The sequence below is a fragment of the Clostridium beijerinckii genome, assembly GCF_018223745.1.
GTDB classification, from domain to species: domain Bacteria; phylum Bacillota; class Clostridia; order Clostridiales; family Clostridiaceae; genus Clostridium; species Clostridium beijerinckii.
In genome coordinates this window covers 3,365,899-3,383,238 of record NZ_CP073653.1, presented here as the reverse complement: position 1 = coordinate 3,383,238, position 17,340 = coordinate 3,365,899, and the positions used below count along the sequence as shown (strand labels likewise).

At 28.7% G+C, this 17,340-nt stretch carries 20 protein-coding genes; 17 read left to right on the top strand and 3 right to left on the bottom strand.

What is annotated here, in order from left to right; genetic code table 11:
- Nucleotides 1–48: 48 nt before the first annotated feature.
- From menA to KEC93_RS15145, 4 genes are all read left to right on the top strand, one after another.
- Entirely contained in the window at nucleotides 49–948 is a 900-nt protein-coding gene (gene menA, locus KEC93_RS15160; protein ID WP_077868201.1) for a 1,4-dihydroxy-2-naphthoate octaprenyltransferase, read from the top strand.
- 15 nt (nucleotides 949–963) lie between these two features.
- Nucleotides 964–1,590: a CPBP family intramembrane glutamic endopeptidase gene (locus tag KEC93_RS15155; protein WP_077868202.1), complete on the top strand. Its 627-nt coding sequence runs from the start codon at nucleotides 964–966 to the stop codon at nucleotides 1,588–1,590.
- A 117-nt stretch (nucleotides 1,591–1,707) separates the two neighbouring features.
- A complete protein-coding gene (gene ubiE / locus KEC93_RS15150; RefSeq protein ID WP_077868203.1) occupies nucleotides 1,708–2,412 on the top strand; it encodes a bifunctional demethylmenaquinone methyltransferase/2-methoxy-6-polyprenyl-1,4-benzoquinol methylase UbiE in 705 nt (234 codons plus the stop codon).
- 334 nt (nucleotides 2,413–2,746) lie between these two features.
- A complete protein-coding gene (locus KEC93_RS15145) occupies nucleotides 2,747–3,193 on the top strand; it encodes a DUF134 domain-containing protein (RefSeq protein WP_012059156.1) in 447 nt (148 codons plus the stop codon).
- A gap of 88 nt (nucleotides 3,194–3,281) precedes the next feature.
- On the opposite strand, the gene KEC93_RS15140 is transcribed toward KEC93_RS15145, so the two are convergent.
- Nucleotides 3,282–3,638: a NifB/NifX family molybdenum-iron cluster-binding protein gene (locus tag KEC93_RS15140; protein ID WP_077868204.1), complete on the bottom strand. Its 357-nt coding sequence runs from the start codon at nucleotides 3,636–3,638 to the stop codon at nucleotides 3,282–3,284.
- 301 nt (nucleotides 3,639–3,939) lie between these two features.
- Between KEC93_RS15140 and KEC93_RS15135 the strand changes: the two genes are divergently transcribed.
- The 3 genes from KEC93_RS15135 (at nucleotide 3,940) to trxA (ending at nucleotide 5,680) form a co-directional block, all read left to right on the top strand.
- Nucleotides 3,940–4,611 carry a cytochrome c biogenesis CcdA family protein gene (locus KEC93_RS15135; protein ID WP_077868205.1) on the top strand — a complete coding sequence of 224 codons (672 nt, stop codon included), beginning with the start codon at nucleotides 3,940–3,942 and terminating at the stop codon, nucleotides 4,609–4,611.
- Nucleotides 4,612–4,620: 9 nt separating this feature from the next.
- Nucleotides 4,621–5,223: a TlpA disulfide reductase family protein gene (locus KEC93_RS15130; RefSeq protein WP_039771447.1), complete on the top strand. Its 603-nt coding sequence runs from the start codon at nucleotides 4,621–4,623 to the stop codon at nucleotides 5,221–5,223.
- Nucleotides 5,224–5,362: 139 nt separating this feature from the next.
- Nucleotides 5,363–5,680 carry a thioredoxin gene (trxA, locus tag KEC93_RS15125; RefSeq protein WP_012059152.1) on the top strand — a complete coding sequence of 106 codons (318 nt, stop codon included), beginning with the start codon at nucleotides 5,363–5,365 and terminating at the stop codon, nucleotides 5,678–5,680.
- A gap of 193 nt (nucleotides 5,681–5,873) precedes the next feature.
- On the opposite strand, the gene KEC93_RS15120 is transcribed toward trxA, so the two are convergent.
- Complete coding sequence (locus tag KEC93_RS15120) at nucleotides 5,874–6,770, bottom strand: cation diffusion facilitator family transporter (protein WP_012059151.1); 897 nt, start codon at nucleotides 6,768–6,770, stop codon at nucleotides 5,874–5,876.
- Between the two features lie 333 nt (nucleotides 6,771–7,103).
- Here KEC93_RS15120 and KEC93_RS15115 point away from each other — a divergent pair, with 333 nt between their 5' ends.
- Nucleotides 7,104–7,262, top strand: a complete 159-nt coding sequence (locus KEC93_RS15115) for a peptidoglycan-binding domain-containing protein (protein ID WP_077868206.1) — start codon at nucleotides 7,104–7,106, stop codon at nucleotides 7,260–7,262.
- A 20-nt stretch (nucleotides 7,263–7,282) separates the two neighbouring features.
- Here KEC93_RS15115 and KEC93_RS15110 read toward each other — a convergent pair whose 3' ends face one another.
- Nucleotides 7,283–7,588: a hypothetical protein gene (locus KEC93_RS15110; protein ID WP_039771444.1), complete on the bottom strand. Its 306-nt coding sequence runs from the start codon at nucleotides 7,586–7,588 to the stop codon at nucleotides 7,283–7,285.
- A gap of 242 nt (nucleotides 7,589–7,830) precedes the next feature.
- Here KEC93_RS15110 and KEC93_RS15105 point away from each other — a divergent pair, with 242 nt between their 5' ends.
- The 9 genes from KEC93_RS15105 (at nucleotide 7,831) to helD (ending at nucleotide 17,204) form a co-directional block, all read left to right on the top strand.
- A complete protein-coding gene (locus KEC93_RS15105) occupies nucleotides 7,831–8,418 on the top strand; it encodes a cupin domain-containing protein (RefSeq protein ID WP_077868207.1) in 588 nt (195 codons plus the stop codon).
- 302 nt (nucleotides 8,419–8,720) lie between these two features.
- Complete coding sequence (locus KEC93_RS15100) at nucleotides 8,721–10,829, top strand: methyl-accepting chemotaxis protein (RefSeq protein WP_077868208.1); 2,109 nt, start codon at nucleotides 8,721–8,723, stop codon at nucleotides 10,827–10,829.
- A 201-nt stretch (nucleotides 10,830–11,030) separates the two neighbouring features.
- Nucleotides 11,031–11,267: an SHOCT domain-containing protein gene (locus KEC93_RS15095; RefSeq protein WP_077868209.1), complete on the top strand. Its 237-nt coding sequence runs from the start codon at nucleotides 11,031–11,033 to the stop codon at nucleotides 11,265–11,267.
- 113 nt (nucleotides 11,268–11,380) lie between these two features.
- Nucleotides 11,381–12,097: a response regulator transcription factor gene (locus KEC93_RS15090; protein WP_077868210.1), complete on the top strand. Its 717-nt coding sequence runs from the start codon at nucleotides 11,381–11,383 to the stop codon at nucleotides 12,095–12,097.
- Nucleotides 12,094–13,503 (top strand): sensor histidine kinase, encoded by a 1,410-nt coding sequence (locus tag KEC93_RS15085; RefSeq protein WP_077868211.1) that lies wholly within the window; start codon nucleotides 12,094–12,096, stop codon nucleotides 13,501–13,503. The genes KEC93_RS15090 and KEC93_RS15085 overlap by 4 nt, the downstream gene beginning before the upstream one ends.
- A 124-nt stretch (nucleotides 13,504–13,627) precedes the next feature.
- Nucleotides 13,628–14,101: a spore coat protein gene (locus KEC93_RS15080; RefSeq protein WP_077868212.1), complete on the top strand. Its 474-nt coding sequence runs from the start codon at nucleotides 13,628–13,630 to the stop codon at nucleotides 14,099–14,101.
- A 159-nt stretch (nucleotides 14,102–14,260) separates the two neighbouring features.
- The gene (locus KEC93_RS15075) at nucleotides 14,261–14,518 is read left to right on the top strand and encodes a hypothetical protein (protein WP_241394824.1); all 258 of its coding nucleotides are present in this window, start codon (nucleotides 14,261–14,263) and stop codon (nucleotides 14,516–14,518) included.
- 8 nt (nucleotides 14,519–14,526) lie between these two features.
- A complete protein-coding gene (locus KEC93_RS26720; protein WP_276517136.1) occupies nucleotides 14,527–14,649 on the top strand; it encodes a hypothetical protein in 123 nt (40 codons plus the stop codon).
- Between the two features lie 287 nt (nucleotides 14,650–14,936).
- Nucleotides 14,937–17,204: an RNA polymerase recycling motor HelD gene (helD, locus tag KEC93_RS15070; RefSeq protein ID WP_077868213.1), complete on the top strand. Its 2,268-nt coding sequence runs from the start codon at nucleotides 14,937–14,939 to the stop codon at nucleotides 17,202–17,204.
- Nucleotides 17,205–17,340: the final 136 nt, after the last annotated feature.

Below are 17,340 nucleotides of genomic sequence, written 5' to 3'. Positions count from 1 at the left end.
ATTAATACAAATGAAGAAAGATTAGTTGATAGAGGTGATTAAAAGAAAATGACAATTGAAAAAATTAAGTTATTTATCAGAGCTTCAAGACCTTTTTCTTTAACAGCTTCAGCAATTCCAGTTGTGCTTGGGGAAATATTAGCATTAAAAGAGCCTAATTTTAATCTTGAATATTTTATACTTTCGATCATAGCAATTGTTTTTCTGCAGGCTTCAGTTAATTTACTGAATGATCATGATGATTTTATAAATAAAGTTGATACAAAGGAATCTCATAGTTCTAGCGGAGTTGTTGTTGAAGGCTTGCTGACTTTAAAAGAAGTTTATAGAAGCGGTATTCTATTACTTATTTTAGGATGTTTAATTGGTTTGTTTTTAGCTTACAATGTAGGCATTATGATTCTCATTTTAGGGATTGTTGGAGCTTTATGTGGATATTTTTACACAGGAAAACCGTTAATGCTTAAATATAGAGGATTAGGTGCACCATTGGTGTTTATAATTTTCGGACCATTAATGACCCTTGGAGGGTATTATCTGCAAATGCAGAAGTTTACTATTCAGTCATTAGTAATATCAATTCCAACAGCACTTCTTACTACTGCAATATTGCATGCTAATGATATCAGGGATATAAAACATGACAAGAAAGCTGGTATTAAAACACTGTCAATAAGTGTAGGCTATAAGAATGCACAAATAGTATATTCAAGCTTGATTATACTTTCGTATATTTCACTCATCATAATGATTATTTTTAAATATATTCCTTATTTAAGTTTGATTTGTTTATTAACAGTATCAGCTGCTGTTAAAAACATTAACAAATTAAGAACAGCTGGAGATTCAAGTAGTAATATCGCAGAACTTGATAAAGAGAGTGGAAAGCTTCAAGGTCAATTTGGAATTCTTTTAATTTTATCTATACTTTTAGCTTATATTTTATAGAAAGGTGGCAAAGTTTTGGAGAGAGAGAAAAGTAAGAATAAGATCATTATTTCTTCATTAATTATGGCTACAATATTGTGGTTTGTAATATTTGTATTAAAACCATTTAATTTTTGGATTGAAATGGGAGTATCCATATTATCGTTAGTAATGGTAGCTTTGTTTTCTGAAAAGAACTTAATTTCATTTAGAAATATAAAGTTAAGACACATATTAATCGGAATTATTTCAGCAATAATATTGTACTTTGTTTTCTATGCTGGAAATATAATTTCGGGATATTTATTTCCGTTTAAAGATGCTCAAATTGCATCAGTTTATAGCAATAGAGCACAAGGAAATTCATTACTTATTGGAGCTCTATTATTATTTATAATAGGGCCGGGAGAAGAAATATATTGGCGTGGATTTATACAAAACAATCTTGCAAAAAAATTTGGTAAAGATAAAGGATATATATTTGCAACTCTATTGTACGCTGGTGTTCATATAATTACATTTAACTTTATGCTTGTGGTAGCTGCTTTAGTATGTGGAATATATTGGGGATGGATTTATAAGAAAGAAAAAAGCCTCGTTCCAATAATAATATCTCATGCAATTTGGGATTTTACTGTATTTGTTTTGTTTCCACTAATGTAATAAGATATATGGAAATTATAAAATAGTAATTAAAAAGCTTAATTATAAGAAACATAATTAATTTAAATACTTATTAGGTTTTATAAGCGTAAAATAAAAGAATGTGTGGTGGTTATAATGGCAGAAATCAATGTAACAGATGTGGAAAAGATTTTTTCTGTTATTGCAAAGAGATATGATATGTTAAATTCAATATTAACATTAAATATTGATAGATTATGGAGAAGAAAAGCAATAAAAATCTGTAATATTAAGGAGGGGCATCAAGTATTAGATTTGTGCTGCGGTACAGGACAAATGATTAATTATGAATGTAAGGCAGTTGGAAAAAATACAGCAGTTATCGGTATAGATTTTAGCCAAGAAATGCTTAACGTTGGAGCGAAAAGACTAAATCAATCATTAAAGGATTATAAGTATGAATTAATCAAAGGCAGTATTTTAGAATTACCCTTTGAAGAAAATACTTTTGACTGCATCACAATTGCTTTTGGATTAAGAAATATTCCAGATAAAAACAAAGCATTATCAGAAATATACAGAGTCTTAAAACCAGGAGGAAAAGTGGTATGCCTAGAACTTTCTAAACCCAATATACATATTTTAAAAAATATGTACGACTTATATTTTAATCATGTGTTACCAGCAGTAGGATCAATAGGTACAGGTGATAAAAAGGCATATTATTATCTTAGAGATTCAGTAAATAATTTTATGAATAAAAAGCAGCTTAAAGAAGCGCTAGAGAAGATAGGTTTTAAAAATTCAGAATATGAATCTTTAACTTTTGGAATTGCATCCATACATTATGGCAATAAATAAAGTTAAAGTTATATCTAATATATTTATTATAAAATAGAATGTTAAACTATAGTAATATTAAACAATATAAAGGCAGCTAGCTATTAGCCGCCTTTATTTATTTTGATGAATTAAATACAAGTATTAACACAAATTTGAAGCATTTTATTTAATCTAGTATAATTAAATATATGGTTTCATTAATAAACTTATATTTAAACTTTTAGTAAGTAAAGTAAGGTACTTGATTAAGAAAAAAAATATAGGAACTTAACCTTATCATATATATCAATATTTATAATAGATTTAGGTATTACGTGCTTTAAATATATAGTAATCCAAGGAGGATAAAAAAGTGGCAAGACCAACTAAATTTAGAAGAGTGGAATTTTTCCCAGAAGATGATTATTTTGTACCATGTGGAAAGCCAAAATGTCAAATCGAAGAAATAGCTTTAAAAGTGGAAGAACTTGAAGCCATGAGATTAAAGGATATTGAGGAGTTAAATCAAGAAGAATGTGCTGAAAAAATGCAGGTATCGAGGCAGACATTTCAGAATATAATAGATAGCGCAAGAAAAAAAGTAGTTACAGCTCTAACAGAAGGTAAGGCAATAAGGATAAGTGGTGGTCATTATACTACAAAGCTTTGTAAATTTAAATGTGCAGAATGTGAAACAATTTATGAAATAAATTATGATCAAGATAGAGCGGTATGCCCAAGTTGTGGATCTGATAAAGTTATGTGCAATAAAAAAGCAGGATTTTGTAAAAATTGGTGTAAAGGAAATAATATAGAGTAGTAAGTTATTTAAAGTTATAGAAGCCTAAGCTTATGAAAGTAAATAATAATAGACCAATATAATATTGAGTCTATTATTATTAGATATATTAGTTATGACATTCGTGATTGTGACACGAATCTCCAGAATCTATAAGAGAACCTTCAAGCCATTTTTCAGCAACTGCTTTTACATCTCCAGAACATCCACGTAATACTTCTATTCCTGCGTTGCTTAAAACTCTTACCGCTCCTTCACCCATATTGCCAGCAAGTAAAACTTTAACACCCATATCAGAAAGCGTAGATGCTATATTAGATTTGCAGCCACATCCAGCTGGAGATTCAAGGGTTTCAGAATCTACTATTTTTTTGGCTTGTGTATCAACCGTGAAGATTGTGTAATATTCACAGTGACCGAAATGATCATCAATATTGTTATTACGTGAGGGTAATGCAATTTTCATAATATAAACCTCCAATAAGTATATAAATGTAGCATATGTAGCAAATGAAATTGTTGGCATATGCTATTTATATATTATAATAAACTTATTAATGGCATATGTCAATAATATAAAATTAATAAAAAAATATGTAATTTCAGTTAATTACAACATAAGTCTAAGTTAGTAAAAGCTATTTATCTATATATTAGGTCTTTATTAAAATGTGACTAAATTACATAAAAATTTTAATAAATAATTTATAATGTATAATAAAGGTAATATATTATAAAATCTCATGCTTATAAGGAAAGGACAAGCTATGGAATATTTTCTATTATTTTTAGAAGGAATTATAACATTTATATCACCATGCATTTTGCCTATGATACCTCTTTACATATCGTATTTTGCAGGAGACAATATAACAAATAATAAGTATAATGCATTAGTAAATTCTTTAGGGTTTGTATTGGGATTTACAGTGATATTTACGCTGCTTGGAAGTCTTGCAGGGTCTTTTGGAAGTTTCATAAAAACTGAAAGTAATATCATTAATATAATAAGCGGATTATTGTTAATTGTTTTTGGAATCAATTATATTGGGTTATTTAAAATATCATTTTTAGAAAGAAGTTCAAAGATAAATGTGCAAATAAAAACTTTTAAGTTTTTATCATCAATTTTATTTGGAATGATTTTTGCAATAGGATGGACACCTTGCGTAGGCATATTCTTAAGTGCAGCTTTAATGAGTGCAGTTAACTCTCACGATATATTAAAAGGGACACTAATGCTTTTAATATACAGTATAGGACTTGGAATACCTTTTATAATATGCGCTATTTTAATAGATAGCTTAAAAGATACTTTTAACTTAATAAAACGAAATTACAAAATTATAAATATGTTATCTGGGTTAATCCTTATAATTGTAGGAATTGCAATTATGACTGGATATCTAAACAAATTAATTTCATTCCTTACAATCTAGGAGGTTTTTATGAAAAATAAAAAATTAATATTAACAGTAACAGCAATAGGTTTTGCAGGATTTTTAGCTATATCATATTTGGCATATAACTCATTAGGTCCCAAATATGATAAGAAAGATATAAACATAAGTAAAGATACTTCTCAGGATAAAGAAGAAGAGACTGACACTCCTACTGTACAAGATAAAAAAGCGGAAAAGGACTTTGTTGTATATGATGAAAAGCTTAATAAAGTGAAGTTATCAGATTATAAAGGAAGACCTGTTATAGTAAATTTTTGGGCTAGCTGGTGTCCTCCTTGTAAAGAAGAAATGCCTCTATTTAATAAACTTTCAAGTAAATATAAAGCAGAAGAATTAACAGTTTTAATGGTGGATTTAACAGATGGTCAAAGAGAAACAATGGATAAAGCTAAAAAATATATATTAGATAATGATTATGAGATGAAAATTTTATTTGATAATGATGGAACTGCTTCAATAAATTATAATATTATATATATACCTAGAACTTTATTTATTGATAAAGATGGAAATATAATTGAAGATCATTCAGGAGAAATAACTGAAGATGAATTAAAAAGTCAAGTGCAGCTATTATTGAGTAAATGAGATAAACATTAAATTAAAGTATTGATTAATCAAAGAAGTAAAATATATGGTGATTAAGTCACAGAATTAATTTGAAAATAAGACTATACTTTAAGTGTAGGAAAAGAAAAATTTAAATTATAAATTGGAGGAGTTAATTATGGCTAGAATAATAAGCAGTAATGAATTTATTGAAAATGTTGAGAACTCAAAAGGAATAGCAGTTGTTGATTTTTTCGCAACTTGGTGTGGACCATGTAAAATGTTAGCTCCAGTATTTGAAGAAGCTAGTATGGAAGCTAGGGGGAAAGCTAAATTCTTTAAAGTTGATATAGATGCAAGTGAAAGAATAGCAGAAAAGTACGGAATATATGCAGTACCGACTATGATTGTATTTAAAGATGGGAAACCAGTGGAGAATTTAGCAGGCTTTATGCCAAAACAAAATATACTAAATAAAATTAATGCACATTTATAAATAATAGAATATAGGTTTAAATTCAGGCGGATTGCAAAAATCTACTTTTAAAAGTTTCGCTTTGTTTGAATAACTTTTAAAAGTGTATGAAGGCAGATTTGCAAATAAAGCGGTGGAATATGTTTAATCCATCGCTTTATTTAGTATAACTGTATCTAGATTATTATGATTATATATTCTGTATAGCTTAGCTTTAATCACACTTATTCTTACATTTAGCGCAATTAGGATTATACTCTGAAGATTCTAAGTGAATCATAATTTCGGAGTAATTTAGAGATTTTTTTATATCATTTTCAATTCTATCACATACGTCGTGAGCATCTTTAATTCGCATATTTTCAGGAAATACTAAATGTAATTCGATATACCTAATTCGTCCAGATTTTCTTGTTTTAAAGTTATGGTAATTACAATAGATACTCGAAAACTTATTTATGCTATTTTGAATAATTTTGATTTCATCATTAGATAGCTTAGTATCTAAAAGTGGATTGAATGCAGAGATCAATAGTTCAATGGCTTCTTTTAATATAAATATGGCAACTAAAATAGCCACAACTGGGTCTAAAAAATTCAACTTAGTTATCCATATAAGAAACAAACCAATTCCTACACCTAATGATGTATAAACATCAGCTTTTAGATGAAGAGCATCCGCTTCAAGAGCTATAGAGTCTTCTTGTTTAGCAACCTTATATATTTTTCTGGAAACCATAAAATTTATAGCAGAGGAAATAAACATAACTATAAATCCAAGGCCAATTGATTCCACAGATCCAGGAATTGTTAATTTTTTTACTGCTTCAATTATTATCCAAATAGAAGCTGATAGTATAAGAATTGCTTCAATTACGCCAGAAACATTTTCTATTTTTCCATGTCCATAGGGATGTATATCATCAGCTGGTTTATCAGATATTTTAACTGAAAAAAACGCTATTATAGCGGCTAACAAATCCATAGTCGAATGTATAGCTTCAGATATTATGCTTACTGAACCAGTAGCAAGTCCAACAATTAATTTTAGAGTTATTAGGATGCTATTTGATAATAGAGATAATCTTGCAACTTTAACTTTTGCATTCATATAAAACGCCTCCATAATTTAACATGAGTTTTATCATTTGATAAAACAAATTAACACTATAATATATTTATATGCTTGAAAAGTCAATAGATTAATGTTGAAGTGTGTTATCAATTGATAATGATAGCTATTGTGATAAGAGTTAGTGTTGGAATTGAGATTATAATGATTAAATTAATCATTAGCTATGGAATAGGGTATAAGAATTATGCTAGATTTAAAATATATAAAAAATATATTACTGCGCAGGTCAATATGGCCCTTTTGAAAAAATGATTAGTAAATTTAAAGCCTGGAGATAGTGGCTCAGATGTTTTTGAGATACAAAGAAAAATGAAGGAAAAAGCTTATTATCCTGGAAATTTAGATGGCATATATGGAGAAGGAATGAAGCAATATGTAATAAAATTTAGGAAAGATAATAGTATTAAAGAATGTCATGATATTAATAAGGAATTCTATGAAAATCTTGGGATGACCCTAGTAGATTAAGTATATTTAATCTACTAAAGCTAACCAATTATTACATCATCAGCTGCAGTTGATTTAGCAGCATTATTATTATTATTATTATTATTATTATTGGTGTTGTTGCTGTTATTGTTGTTATTTTGTGTAGAATTAGAATTCCTAGATTCCTGTAATACAGTTAAATACTGTTGTTGTGAGGCTATTGTCAGTAGTAAACAACCTATACCCACAAGGAAATTTCCAATAACATTTATTTCATCAGCGTTTTTACCTTTTGCAAGTGAAATAGCAATTGCATTTGTTAAAATTAAAGAATCTTCAGGAGTTAAGTTTTCAAAACCTGTCATGACTTACACCCACTTATATGTAGTTTATAATTAATAACTATGATATTTACTTAAATAATATGAGTATATGATGTATTAAATAAATAATTATAATCTTCACAAGACGTCTCTAAATCTTTATGTTTTAAAGTAGATGTTAAAAATTAAAAAATATCTTTTAATACGAATATTTACTAAAAAATAGAACATTCATGGAATTATAACATATTATATTTTTGAAATAATAAACAAGGAAGAAAAATATGAATAATGATGGAATGTATTCAGTAGATTATTCATCTGAAACATCAGATTATAACTTAGAGAACGGATACAATAATAATTGGACATATCAGAATTCTAATTTCAGGTCTGTTCCATATTCTATGCTATTTGATGAAATGGAGTACGATTATAGGGCTGATATTCCACAATCATCAACTGGAAATAGCAAAATGGATTTGAAAGACTATGGACCACAACCTTTGGTAATTAACATTGATAAAGCTACAAAGCAAAATACCAGCTTTCGTACTGCTTTATGGACAGGAGAGCATTTCCAAGTTACATTAATGAGTATCAATGTAGGCGATGATATAGGCCTAGAAATCCACCCAGATACTGATCAATTCATACGTATTGAAGATGGGCAAGGAATTGTTAAAATGGGAAAAAGCAAAGATAATCTAGAGTTTCAAGCAAATGCCCGTAATGACTTTGCAATCATTATCCCTGCTGGTACTTGGCACAATGTTATTAATACAGGTACGAAACCTCTTAAGGTATACTCTATTTATGCGCCACCTAAGCATCCACGTGGAACAGTGCATGTAACTAAACCTTCTGAATAAATTTTTTTATAAAATTAGAATTAAACTAATGCGAGTCTAACCTAGTAATTTATGATCATAGGGTTAGACTTTTTTGGTTTCTGTGAAATTATATAGCTAGACAATCTGTGGCATTGTATCACTTATGGGTATAAATTATGAAAATGGCGGATTAGTAAAAAAATCTAAACTCGCACAGTATGATTATACTGATTAGTATAAACCTGTTAGAATTGTGTTAAAAAACTACAATATATGACAAATTAGTGCTATAATTACTTATATTGTTGCAATAGATTAGAACATAAGGGGGGACACGTTGCATGATTAAAAAGTTTAATTTAGGGACAAAAATAAGCATAATAATAGGATCAATAATTCTTGTGTGTTATATAGGAGTGTTTGCAAGTATATTAGTACAAATAAAGTCTAAAAGCATAATGGATAGTGAAACTTTAGCAAAAGAAATATCTTTATCTTATGCAGCACAAATCACATCTAACTTTGAAAAGCTAGAAACAATAGGTCAGGATTTAAGGGGGGCACTAACCAATGAAATTAAGCTTAATTCTCAGAATAGAGATCTTGTTATTGAAATTCAAAAAGAAATATTAAAGACTGATCCTGAAATTTTTGGAGTTACAGTTGCATTTGAGGCGAATGCATTTGATGGAAGAGATGATTATTATAAAGGCAGAAAAGAGTTTGCAGAGGATGGAAAGTTCATACCTTATGCAAGTAGAAATGGAGATCAAACAGTAGTATTACCAGCCTATGATGATCAGACAGATATGACATGGTACAATAAGCCAAAGGAATTAAAAGGAACTTATATTACAGAACCAACAGTTTATACTGTTAATGGACAAGATATTTCAATGGTATCTTTAGCTATGCCTATATTGGATGATAGTGGAAAGTTCTTAGGAGTAATATCTATAGATTATAAGCTCGATACATTAGAAAAACTTGTATTAGAAAAAATACCACTAGGAGGCACAGTTGAACTAATATCTAATCAAGGTATTTATGTGGCAAGTGGTGAAGATCCAAGCCTAAAGATGAAAGATGCAAAACAAAATAATGCAACTTGGGCAAAAGTTATAAGTGAAACTTCACAAGGTAAAGAATTTTATACTTACGGAACTTCGGTAAAAAAAGGACAGGAAGTTTTAATGGTAGCAGATCCGGTTAACTTAGAAAATACAAAGACTAATTGGATACTATGCAGCCAGATTCCAAAAGAGAAAACATTAGAAAGCTATAATAAAATATTTAATGTTATTTTAATTTCAGCAGTTTTATCATTATTAATTGTTATTGCTGTAATACATATTGTAATTAAAAGAATGACAAAAGGAATAAGATACGCAGAAGAACAAATGGGGTTATTAGCTAAGGGGGATCTTACAGTAGAGGTTGACAAAAAATATGTGGACAGAGAAGACGAAATAGGAAAAATGTTTAAGTCTATAAATGAGATGCAAAAATCATTAAGAAATATAATATCTGGCGTTAAAGGTGAATGTAATGTGGTTTTAGATTCAATAAACTTTACACAAGAGAATATAATTGACTTAAATAATCAAATTTCAGATGTATCCGCTACAACTGAGGAGTTATCTGCAAGTATGGAGGAAACGGCGGCATCTACAGAAGAAGTAAATGCTTCATCAGTAAATATGAAATCCATAATAAAGACTATGGAATCAAGTGTTGAAAGCGGAGAGGTAACTGCAAAGGAAATTGAAGAAAGAGCTAAAAAACTTAAATCTGATGCTTTGCAATCAAGAGAGCAATCTAGCAGCATAACTTCGAAAATGCAAGAAAGCTTAAGAGTAGCTGTGGAGAAATCTAAGGCAGTAGATAAAATAAATGAATTAACAGCTAGGATATTAGAAATAACAGAGCAAACAAATCTATTAGCACTAAATGCAGCTATAGAATCAGCAAGAGCAGGGGAAGCTGGTAAAGGATTTGCTGTTGTAGCAGATGAAATAAGGAAACTTGCGGAAAACTCAAAAGAAACGACAATGGAAATACAGCAGATAAATAAAGAGGTTGTTATGGCTGTGAATGACCTTAAAGGAACATCGAATGAAGTTATTAATTTTATTGGAACTCAAGTGATGAAAGATTATGACAAACTTGTAGACACAGGGGAACAATATAGAAATGATGCTATTGTATTTAATGAATTAGTTAGCACTATAGGTGAAATATCAGATGAGCTGATTAATTCCACAGAAGATATTATAACAGCTATAAATGAAGTCGCAGAGGCAACTAATGAAGGCGCTACAGGAACAACTTTAATTGCAAATAAGTCAAATGAGGTAGTTAATTTAACAGAAGAAGTTGTAGAACAAACACATAAGACAAAAGAATGTGCAGATAAATTATTAGAAGCAGTATCCATATTTAAGATATAGGGAATTAACATAAAAAAATAGAAGCTTGTAAAGGCTTCTATTTTTTATATAAAACTAATCTACTTTAAATTTTGAAACTTGTCTTTGATTTAATTGGGCACCAGATTTTTTAACTAAATCTCCATAATTCCTCCATAATTGACTTGTATAATTAGTTACATAGAAAATAATTAATTTATAAGTGTAAGGAGGAAATTATACATGTTTTGTAGTGGTTTTGGAGCAGCAAGCTCTATAGGATATGGGGGAATGTTTTTAGCTATGGGAGTTAGAATGTTAATATTTATTGCATTAATTGTGCTTGCTTTTAAATTATTTAAAAACTACACCAATAAATCAAATGATGCAATGAAAATCCTTAATGAAAAATTTGCTGGAGGAGAAATAACTCAAGAAGAATATTTGAAGAGAAAATCAGTACTTTCACAAAAGAATTAGGTTTATTATTAAGATTAGAGTGGAGAGATGTTTATAATTTATTGTCTCGCTCTAGTCTTTTTTATAGGCTTACACTATAATATAATCACAAAAAGAGAGTCGGGGGTGTAAATGTGAATAATAAATTCAAAATATTAGTTGTAGATGATGAACAAAATATATTAGATGTAATAAAGGCATACCTCGAAAAAGACGGCTTTGATGTTATTACAGCCATGGATGGTAAAAGTGCGTTAGATATATATAGTAACGAAAATATTCATTTGATTGTTTTAGATTTAATGCTTCCTAAAATGACTGGTGAAGAAGTATGCAATAGAATCAGAGTAATATCGAGTATTCCCATTATAATGCTTACTGCAAAATCAGAAGAGAACGAGAAAATAGAAGGCATATCGATGGGAGCTGATGATTATTTAACAAAACCATTTAGTGTTCGTGAGCTTGTAGTAAGGGTTAGGGCATTGTTAAGGAGAGCTTACAGAGATTTTTCTCCAATGGCAGATATTTTGACTTTTAATAACGGAGATTTAGAAGTAGATATTAAAAAGATGGTAGTTAAGAAACAAGGCGTGGTTGCAAATTTGACAACAAATGAATTTAAAATCTTAACAGTTTTTCTTTCAAATCCAACACAAGTATTTTCAAGAGAAAAATTAGTGGAAAAAGCTTTTGGAGCAAACTACGAAGGGTTTGACAGGACAGTTGATTCTTATATTAAAAATATTCGCCAAAAAATAGAAAGTAATCATAAGGAACCTACGTATATAACAACTGTATATGGAATGGGATATAAATTCATTCCGAGTAATGATGAGGTAAAAAAATGAAGGTATCTTTAGTGAAAAAATTGTCTTTAGGCTTTATTTTAGCAGTATTGGGTTCGATAATTTTAGCAAGTGCTATATCAAATTATACAGTAGGGAATAAATTTAAAGACTACTTAGTTGATGAACACAAAGAAAAAATAGATAATGCAGTAAAAATCATAGATGACCTATATGGTGGACAAAAAAACTTTTCACAAATAAATAATGATGAAATTCAAAGGTATGCTGAATTACAGGAATTATATATAGAAATTAGGGATTTAAATGATAATACAATATATACTTCAGGGAAATCTTATTTGCAGCATAGAGGAATGATGGGAAATGGAAACATGATTGGACCTATGGCTGGAATGATGCGTAATTATTCTGGGATAAACATGGGGGAATACACTGAAGAAAATTATCCTCTAAATATTGATGAAAAGGAAGAAGGCAAGATAATTGTGGGTTACTTTGGAACTTCTTATTTATCTTCTGCATCAGTAACGTTTATAAGTACATTAAATCACTCATTTTTGATATCAGCTATTGCAGCTTTAATATTTGGAGTTATTATCAGCATAATCATTTCAAGACAAATATCAAAACCTTTAGCTAAAATAACGGAAACTGCAAACGAAATGAGAAAGGGTAATTTAAATGTAAAGGCAGTGGTAAATTCAAGTACTAAAGAAATAGTTGAGCTGTCTGATTCTATGAATTATCTTGTAGAATCTTTAAATAGTCAAGAAATGCTAAGAAAAAGATTAACTTCGGATATGGCGCATGAATTGAGAACCCCTTTAACTACATTAAAAACTCATATAGAAGCATTTGCAGATGGAATTTGGGAACCAAATAGTGAGAGATTTGAAGTTTTTTTTGAAGAAATTGATAGAATGACTAAAATGATTGATGACCTTCGTGATCTATCAAAACTTGAGCAGACTAGTATAGGATTAAATAAAAGTAGGATTGATATTTCTAAAGAATTAGAAAAAATTATATATACCTTTAAACCACTTTATAGCAAGGAAAATTATGAGTTAGATACCAGTATAACTCCTAATATAGTTACAATGATTGATGTGGATAAATTTAAACAGATTATAACTAACTTGCTTTCAAATTCTTACAAATATCTAAAACCTAACGGAAAAGTAAAAGTTGAATTAAAAAATGAAAATGAGAATGTAGTTATCAAAGTTATTGATAATGGGATTGGAATACCTGAAAAAGATATACCTTATATTTTCGAGAGGTTTTATCGAAGTGATTTATCAAGAAATAAAAAGACTGGAGGATCAGGTATAGGACTTACAATCACAAAAGCGTTAGTTGAAGCCCATGGAGGGAATATATATTTAGAGAGTAAAATTAATCAAGGTACTAAATTTACTATTCATTTTCCGTTAAACAATTAATTATAACTGGTCAAAGAAGTTATAATACAGCTTTAGCGATGTAAAAGAAGAGGAAGATAAATTTTAATTATAAATGAATAAAAAATAGAACACTTTCAAAGAATAAAAATGGAGGTGTTTTATTATGCAAGTAAATTTAACGCAAAAAGAAAAAATGTTACTAGAAGACCAAAAAAGTCATGAAGAAATTTGTATACAAAAATATTCAAATTATGCTAATCAGGTACAAGATCCACAATTGAAACAAATTTGCAAGAATAATGAGCAAATTGAAAGGAGCCATCTTAATACAATTAATCAGTTACTAAGTGGCAATGTTCCTCAGATGAATCAACAACAAGGTGGGCAACAAAAACAAGGTGATGATCAAAATGTAAATAAATCTCAAAGTACTACAAGTAATTTGTCAGATAAGGAAATATGCTCGGATTTATTAATGACAGAAAAATATGTGTCAGGGGCCTATGATACTGCAATTTTTGAATTCAAGGATACTGAAGTACGAGATGTATTAAATCATATACAAAAAGAAGAACAAAAGCATGGAGAATCTATATTTAAGTATATGGAGAGTAAAGGCATGTATAATGTTCAATAATTAAAAAACATTATTAAAAGTATAAGAAAGTTTAGCTTTTTCAAGCTGAGTTTTTTTGTACTTTTAATAATTTGTATTTATGTTTTATAGGGTAAAATTGACTACATAAGACTCTTAGTGATAAAATTTAATGAAAAGTTATTTGGTTAAATTTTATTATTGGGTATCGCCAGTTCTATTCATTTAGTATTAGATAGCATGTGGTTATATCCTAATATATTGTTTTGGCCATACTTGGGATGGAAGTTTCCTGCAAGACCAGAAGGTAATTGGGTAAATAGCGATATTGTTAGACTTATCACAGATCCAACTTATTATTTACCTGAATTAATAGGCTTTGCTATTATTGCATATTTCTTTATAAGACTTTTTAGGAGAAGGCAAATAAAATATTTTTTAAATAGAGGAAAGTTATAGCGTTAATCATGATAGGTATACTTGTGGGGAAGGGAATGACTTTTGATGAAGCAACTAGTAAGATAGAAGATTGGGAAACATCTGGTATATCTAAACTTTTAGATAAGAGTAAAATGACTCAAAGTAAATGAAAAAGATAATATTATATTTACAGAACGTTAAAAACTCAAGTGATTCTAATAAGAAATTACTTGAGTTTTTAATTTTATGTTGTGGTGTTTAAAAAACCAACTGCCAAGCGAGTAGTTCTGACTGTATTTAGTAAAATAATATACATTGATCTAGAAGTGAAAATTTATTAGAAAATTTAAATTATTAATTCGAGATATTATGGTATAATACCTAATTATAGTAATTTATCTTAATGGAAGGAAAAGTATAATGAATTTTGCTACCTGTCATTATATAGTGTGTAAATATGGATACAATTTTGAACGAAGAAAGAGACGTATTACTGCAGAAGAAAGATATAATAAAACAAGAATTAAAGGAAAAGAAACAAAAATTTGAAGAAGTAGGGGAAAAAATTAAGACTTTAAATAAACAAGTAAAGAGCTTTAGTGAAGAAAAGCAGGCTAATGAAAGGATATTTAGCTATTTATCTCAAGATATTGAGAAATATGAAGAATCGTTAATAGAGCCCTATTTTGGTAGAGTAGATTTTAGAGAAAATATGGGGTTTACCGAAAGTATATACATTGGGAAAAAAGGTATAAGTAATAGCAAAGATGGAGAAGAAATTGTTGTTGATTGGAGAGCGCCAGTTGCGGATCTTTATTATAGCGGAACTGGTGGAGATGCGTATTACAAAGCACCACAAGGAATAGTTGAAGGAAAGCTAGAATTAAAAAGAAAATTTTTATATAAGAATAGTGATATAGAAAAAGTATTTGATGAAGGAATAAATAACATCATTATAAATGAAGAAGAAGGACAAAATTTAGTTGATGAGTTTTTAAAGATAAATCTTGAAGAAAGCAGTGGGAAAAAGCTAAAAGAAGTTGTTGCAACAATTCAGAAAGAACAAAATGAAATAATAAGATGGCCTAAAAATCTGCCTATAATAGTACAGGGTTCAGCAGGTTCAGGTAAGACAACAATAGCGTTACACAGGTTAGCTTATCTCATTTATAGATATAAAGAAAGCATGAGTGGAGATGAAATTTTAGTTTTGGCTCCTAATAAACTATTTCTAAGTTACATTTCAGACATTTTACCTAGCCTTGGAGCGGAAGAAGTAAATCAAAGTACCTTTGAGGAAATGGTATTATCAAAGTTAAAACTAAAAGGAAAAGTTTATAATAAGGATGAAAAATTATTAAAGATAATAGAAGAAGATGATGAGAATCTAAAAAAGCTTATTGTAAATTCAAGCAAAGTTAAAGGAACCATGCTATTTAAAACAATGCTTGATAGATATATAGCATTAATGGAAAAAGATGCGATTCATATTGAAGATATTAAAGTTGGAAATGAGATATTATTTCATAAAAAAGAAATAATGAGATTATATATAAAAGATCTAAAAGCTTATCCTATCAACAAAAGGAAAAAGGAGATAAAAAGATATTTAAATTTAAAAATAAAAGAAAGAATAGAAAGCCTATTAATAGAAATAGATAATGAATGGGAAAAGAAAATAAGAGAAATAAGAAGAGAAAATGAAGATTCGCCGGAAAGAAGAAAATTACTTATAAGTCTATATGAAGAGAGAGATAAAATAAAGGAAAATGTAAAAACTAACGGTAAAAAGGAATTTAATAATTACTTTAAAGATTGGAAGGATATAAATTCTAGAGATATCTATTATAATTTTTATAATGATGAGTTATTTGAAACGGCAACTGGAAGTAAGATTCCTAAGGTATTGGCAGATTATATGAAGGAAGAATTTAATAGTGATTTTGAAAAGAATATAATCGATGAAGATGACTTGCCAGCTCTTGCATATATAAGAATTTTACTTGAAGGAATTGATGAGAAAGAAAAATTTAAATATATTATAGTGGATGAAGCTCAAGATTATAGCCCATTCCAAGTATACTTAGTTAATAGTTTTGCTAAAGGCAATGCGTTAACTTTAGTAGGGGATTTAGCTCAAGGTATTTATTATTATAAAGGATTAAAGACATGGGAAGACATAACAGAGCAAGTCTTTGATGGAAATGCAACATATATTCAATTGACGCAAAGCTATAGATCAACAGTTGAAATAATTGATTTTGCAAAGAAAACATTACAATCTCAAAACTTAGGACTTAAGGATGCTAAACCAGTTTTAAGACATGGTGAAAAGCCTAAAATAGTAAAGATTTCTAGTGGAGATGAGTATATTTCAGCTATAGAGAAAATCATTAATGAAGTGCAGAACCACGGAAAAAGAACAGTAGCAATAATTACAAAAAATATGTTACAAGGTGAAGAAATATACAAACTTCTAAAAGGAAAGAGCAAATATAATTTTGAACTAATATTAGGCAAGGAAAAAGAAATAGCAGAAGATCTAATAATAATCCCATCATATTTAACAAAAGGATTGGAGTTTGATTGTACAATAATATTGAATCCAAGTGAAGACAACTATAAAGAAAACATTTTAGATGAAAGGTTATTATATGTTTCTTTAACTAGGGCATTACATTTAGAATATATAATAATAAAAGATGAAGCTACAAATTTAATTTAGAGAGAATTTATCTGCTATAAAAGTTACTGGAAAGGAAAGAACATATAGTCTAATACATTACTTAAAGTTATAGAAGTTTAAGTTGATTATATAATAAAAGATTATTAACATATGCCGTTTATATATTATGATTATA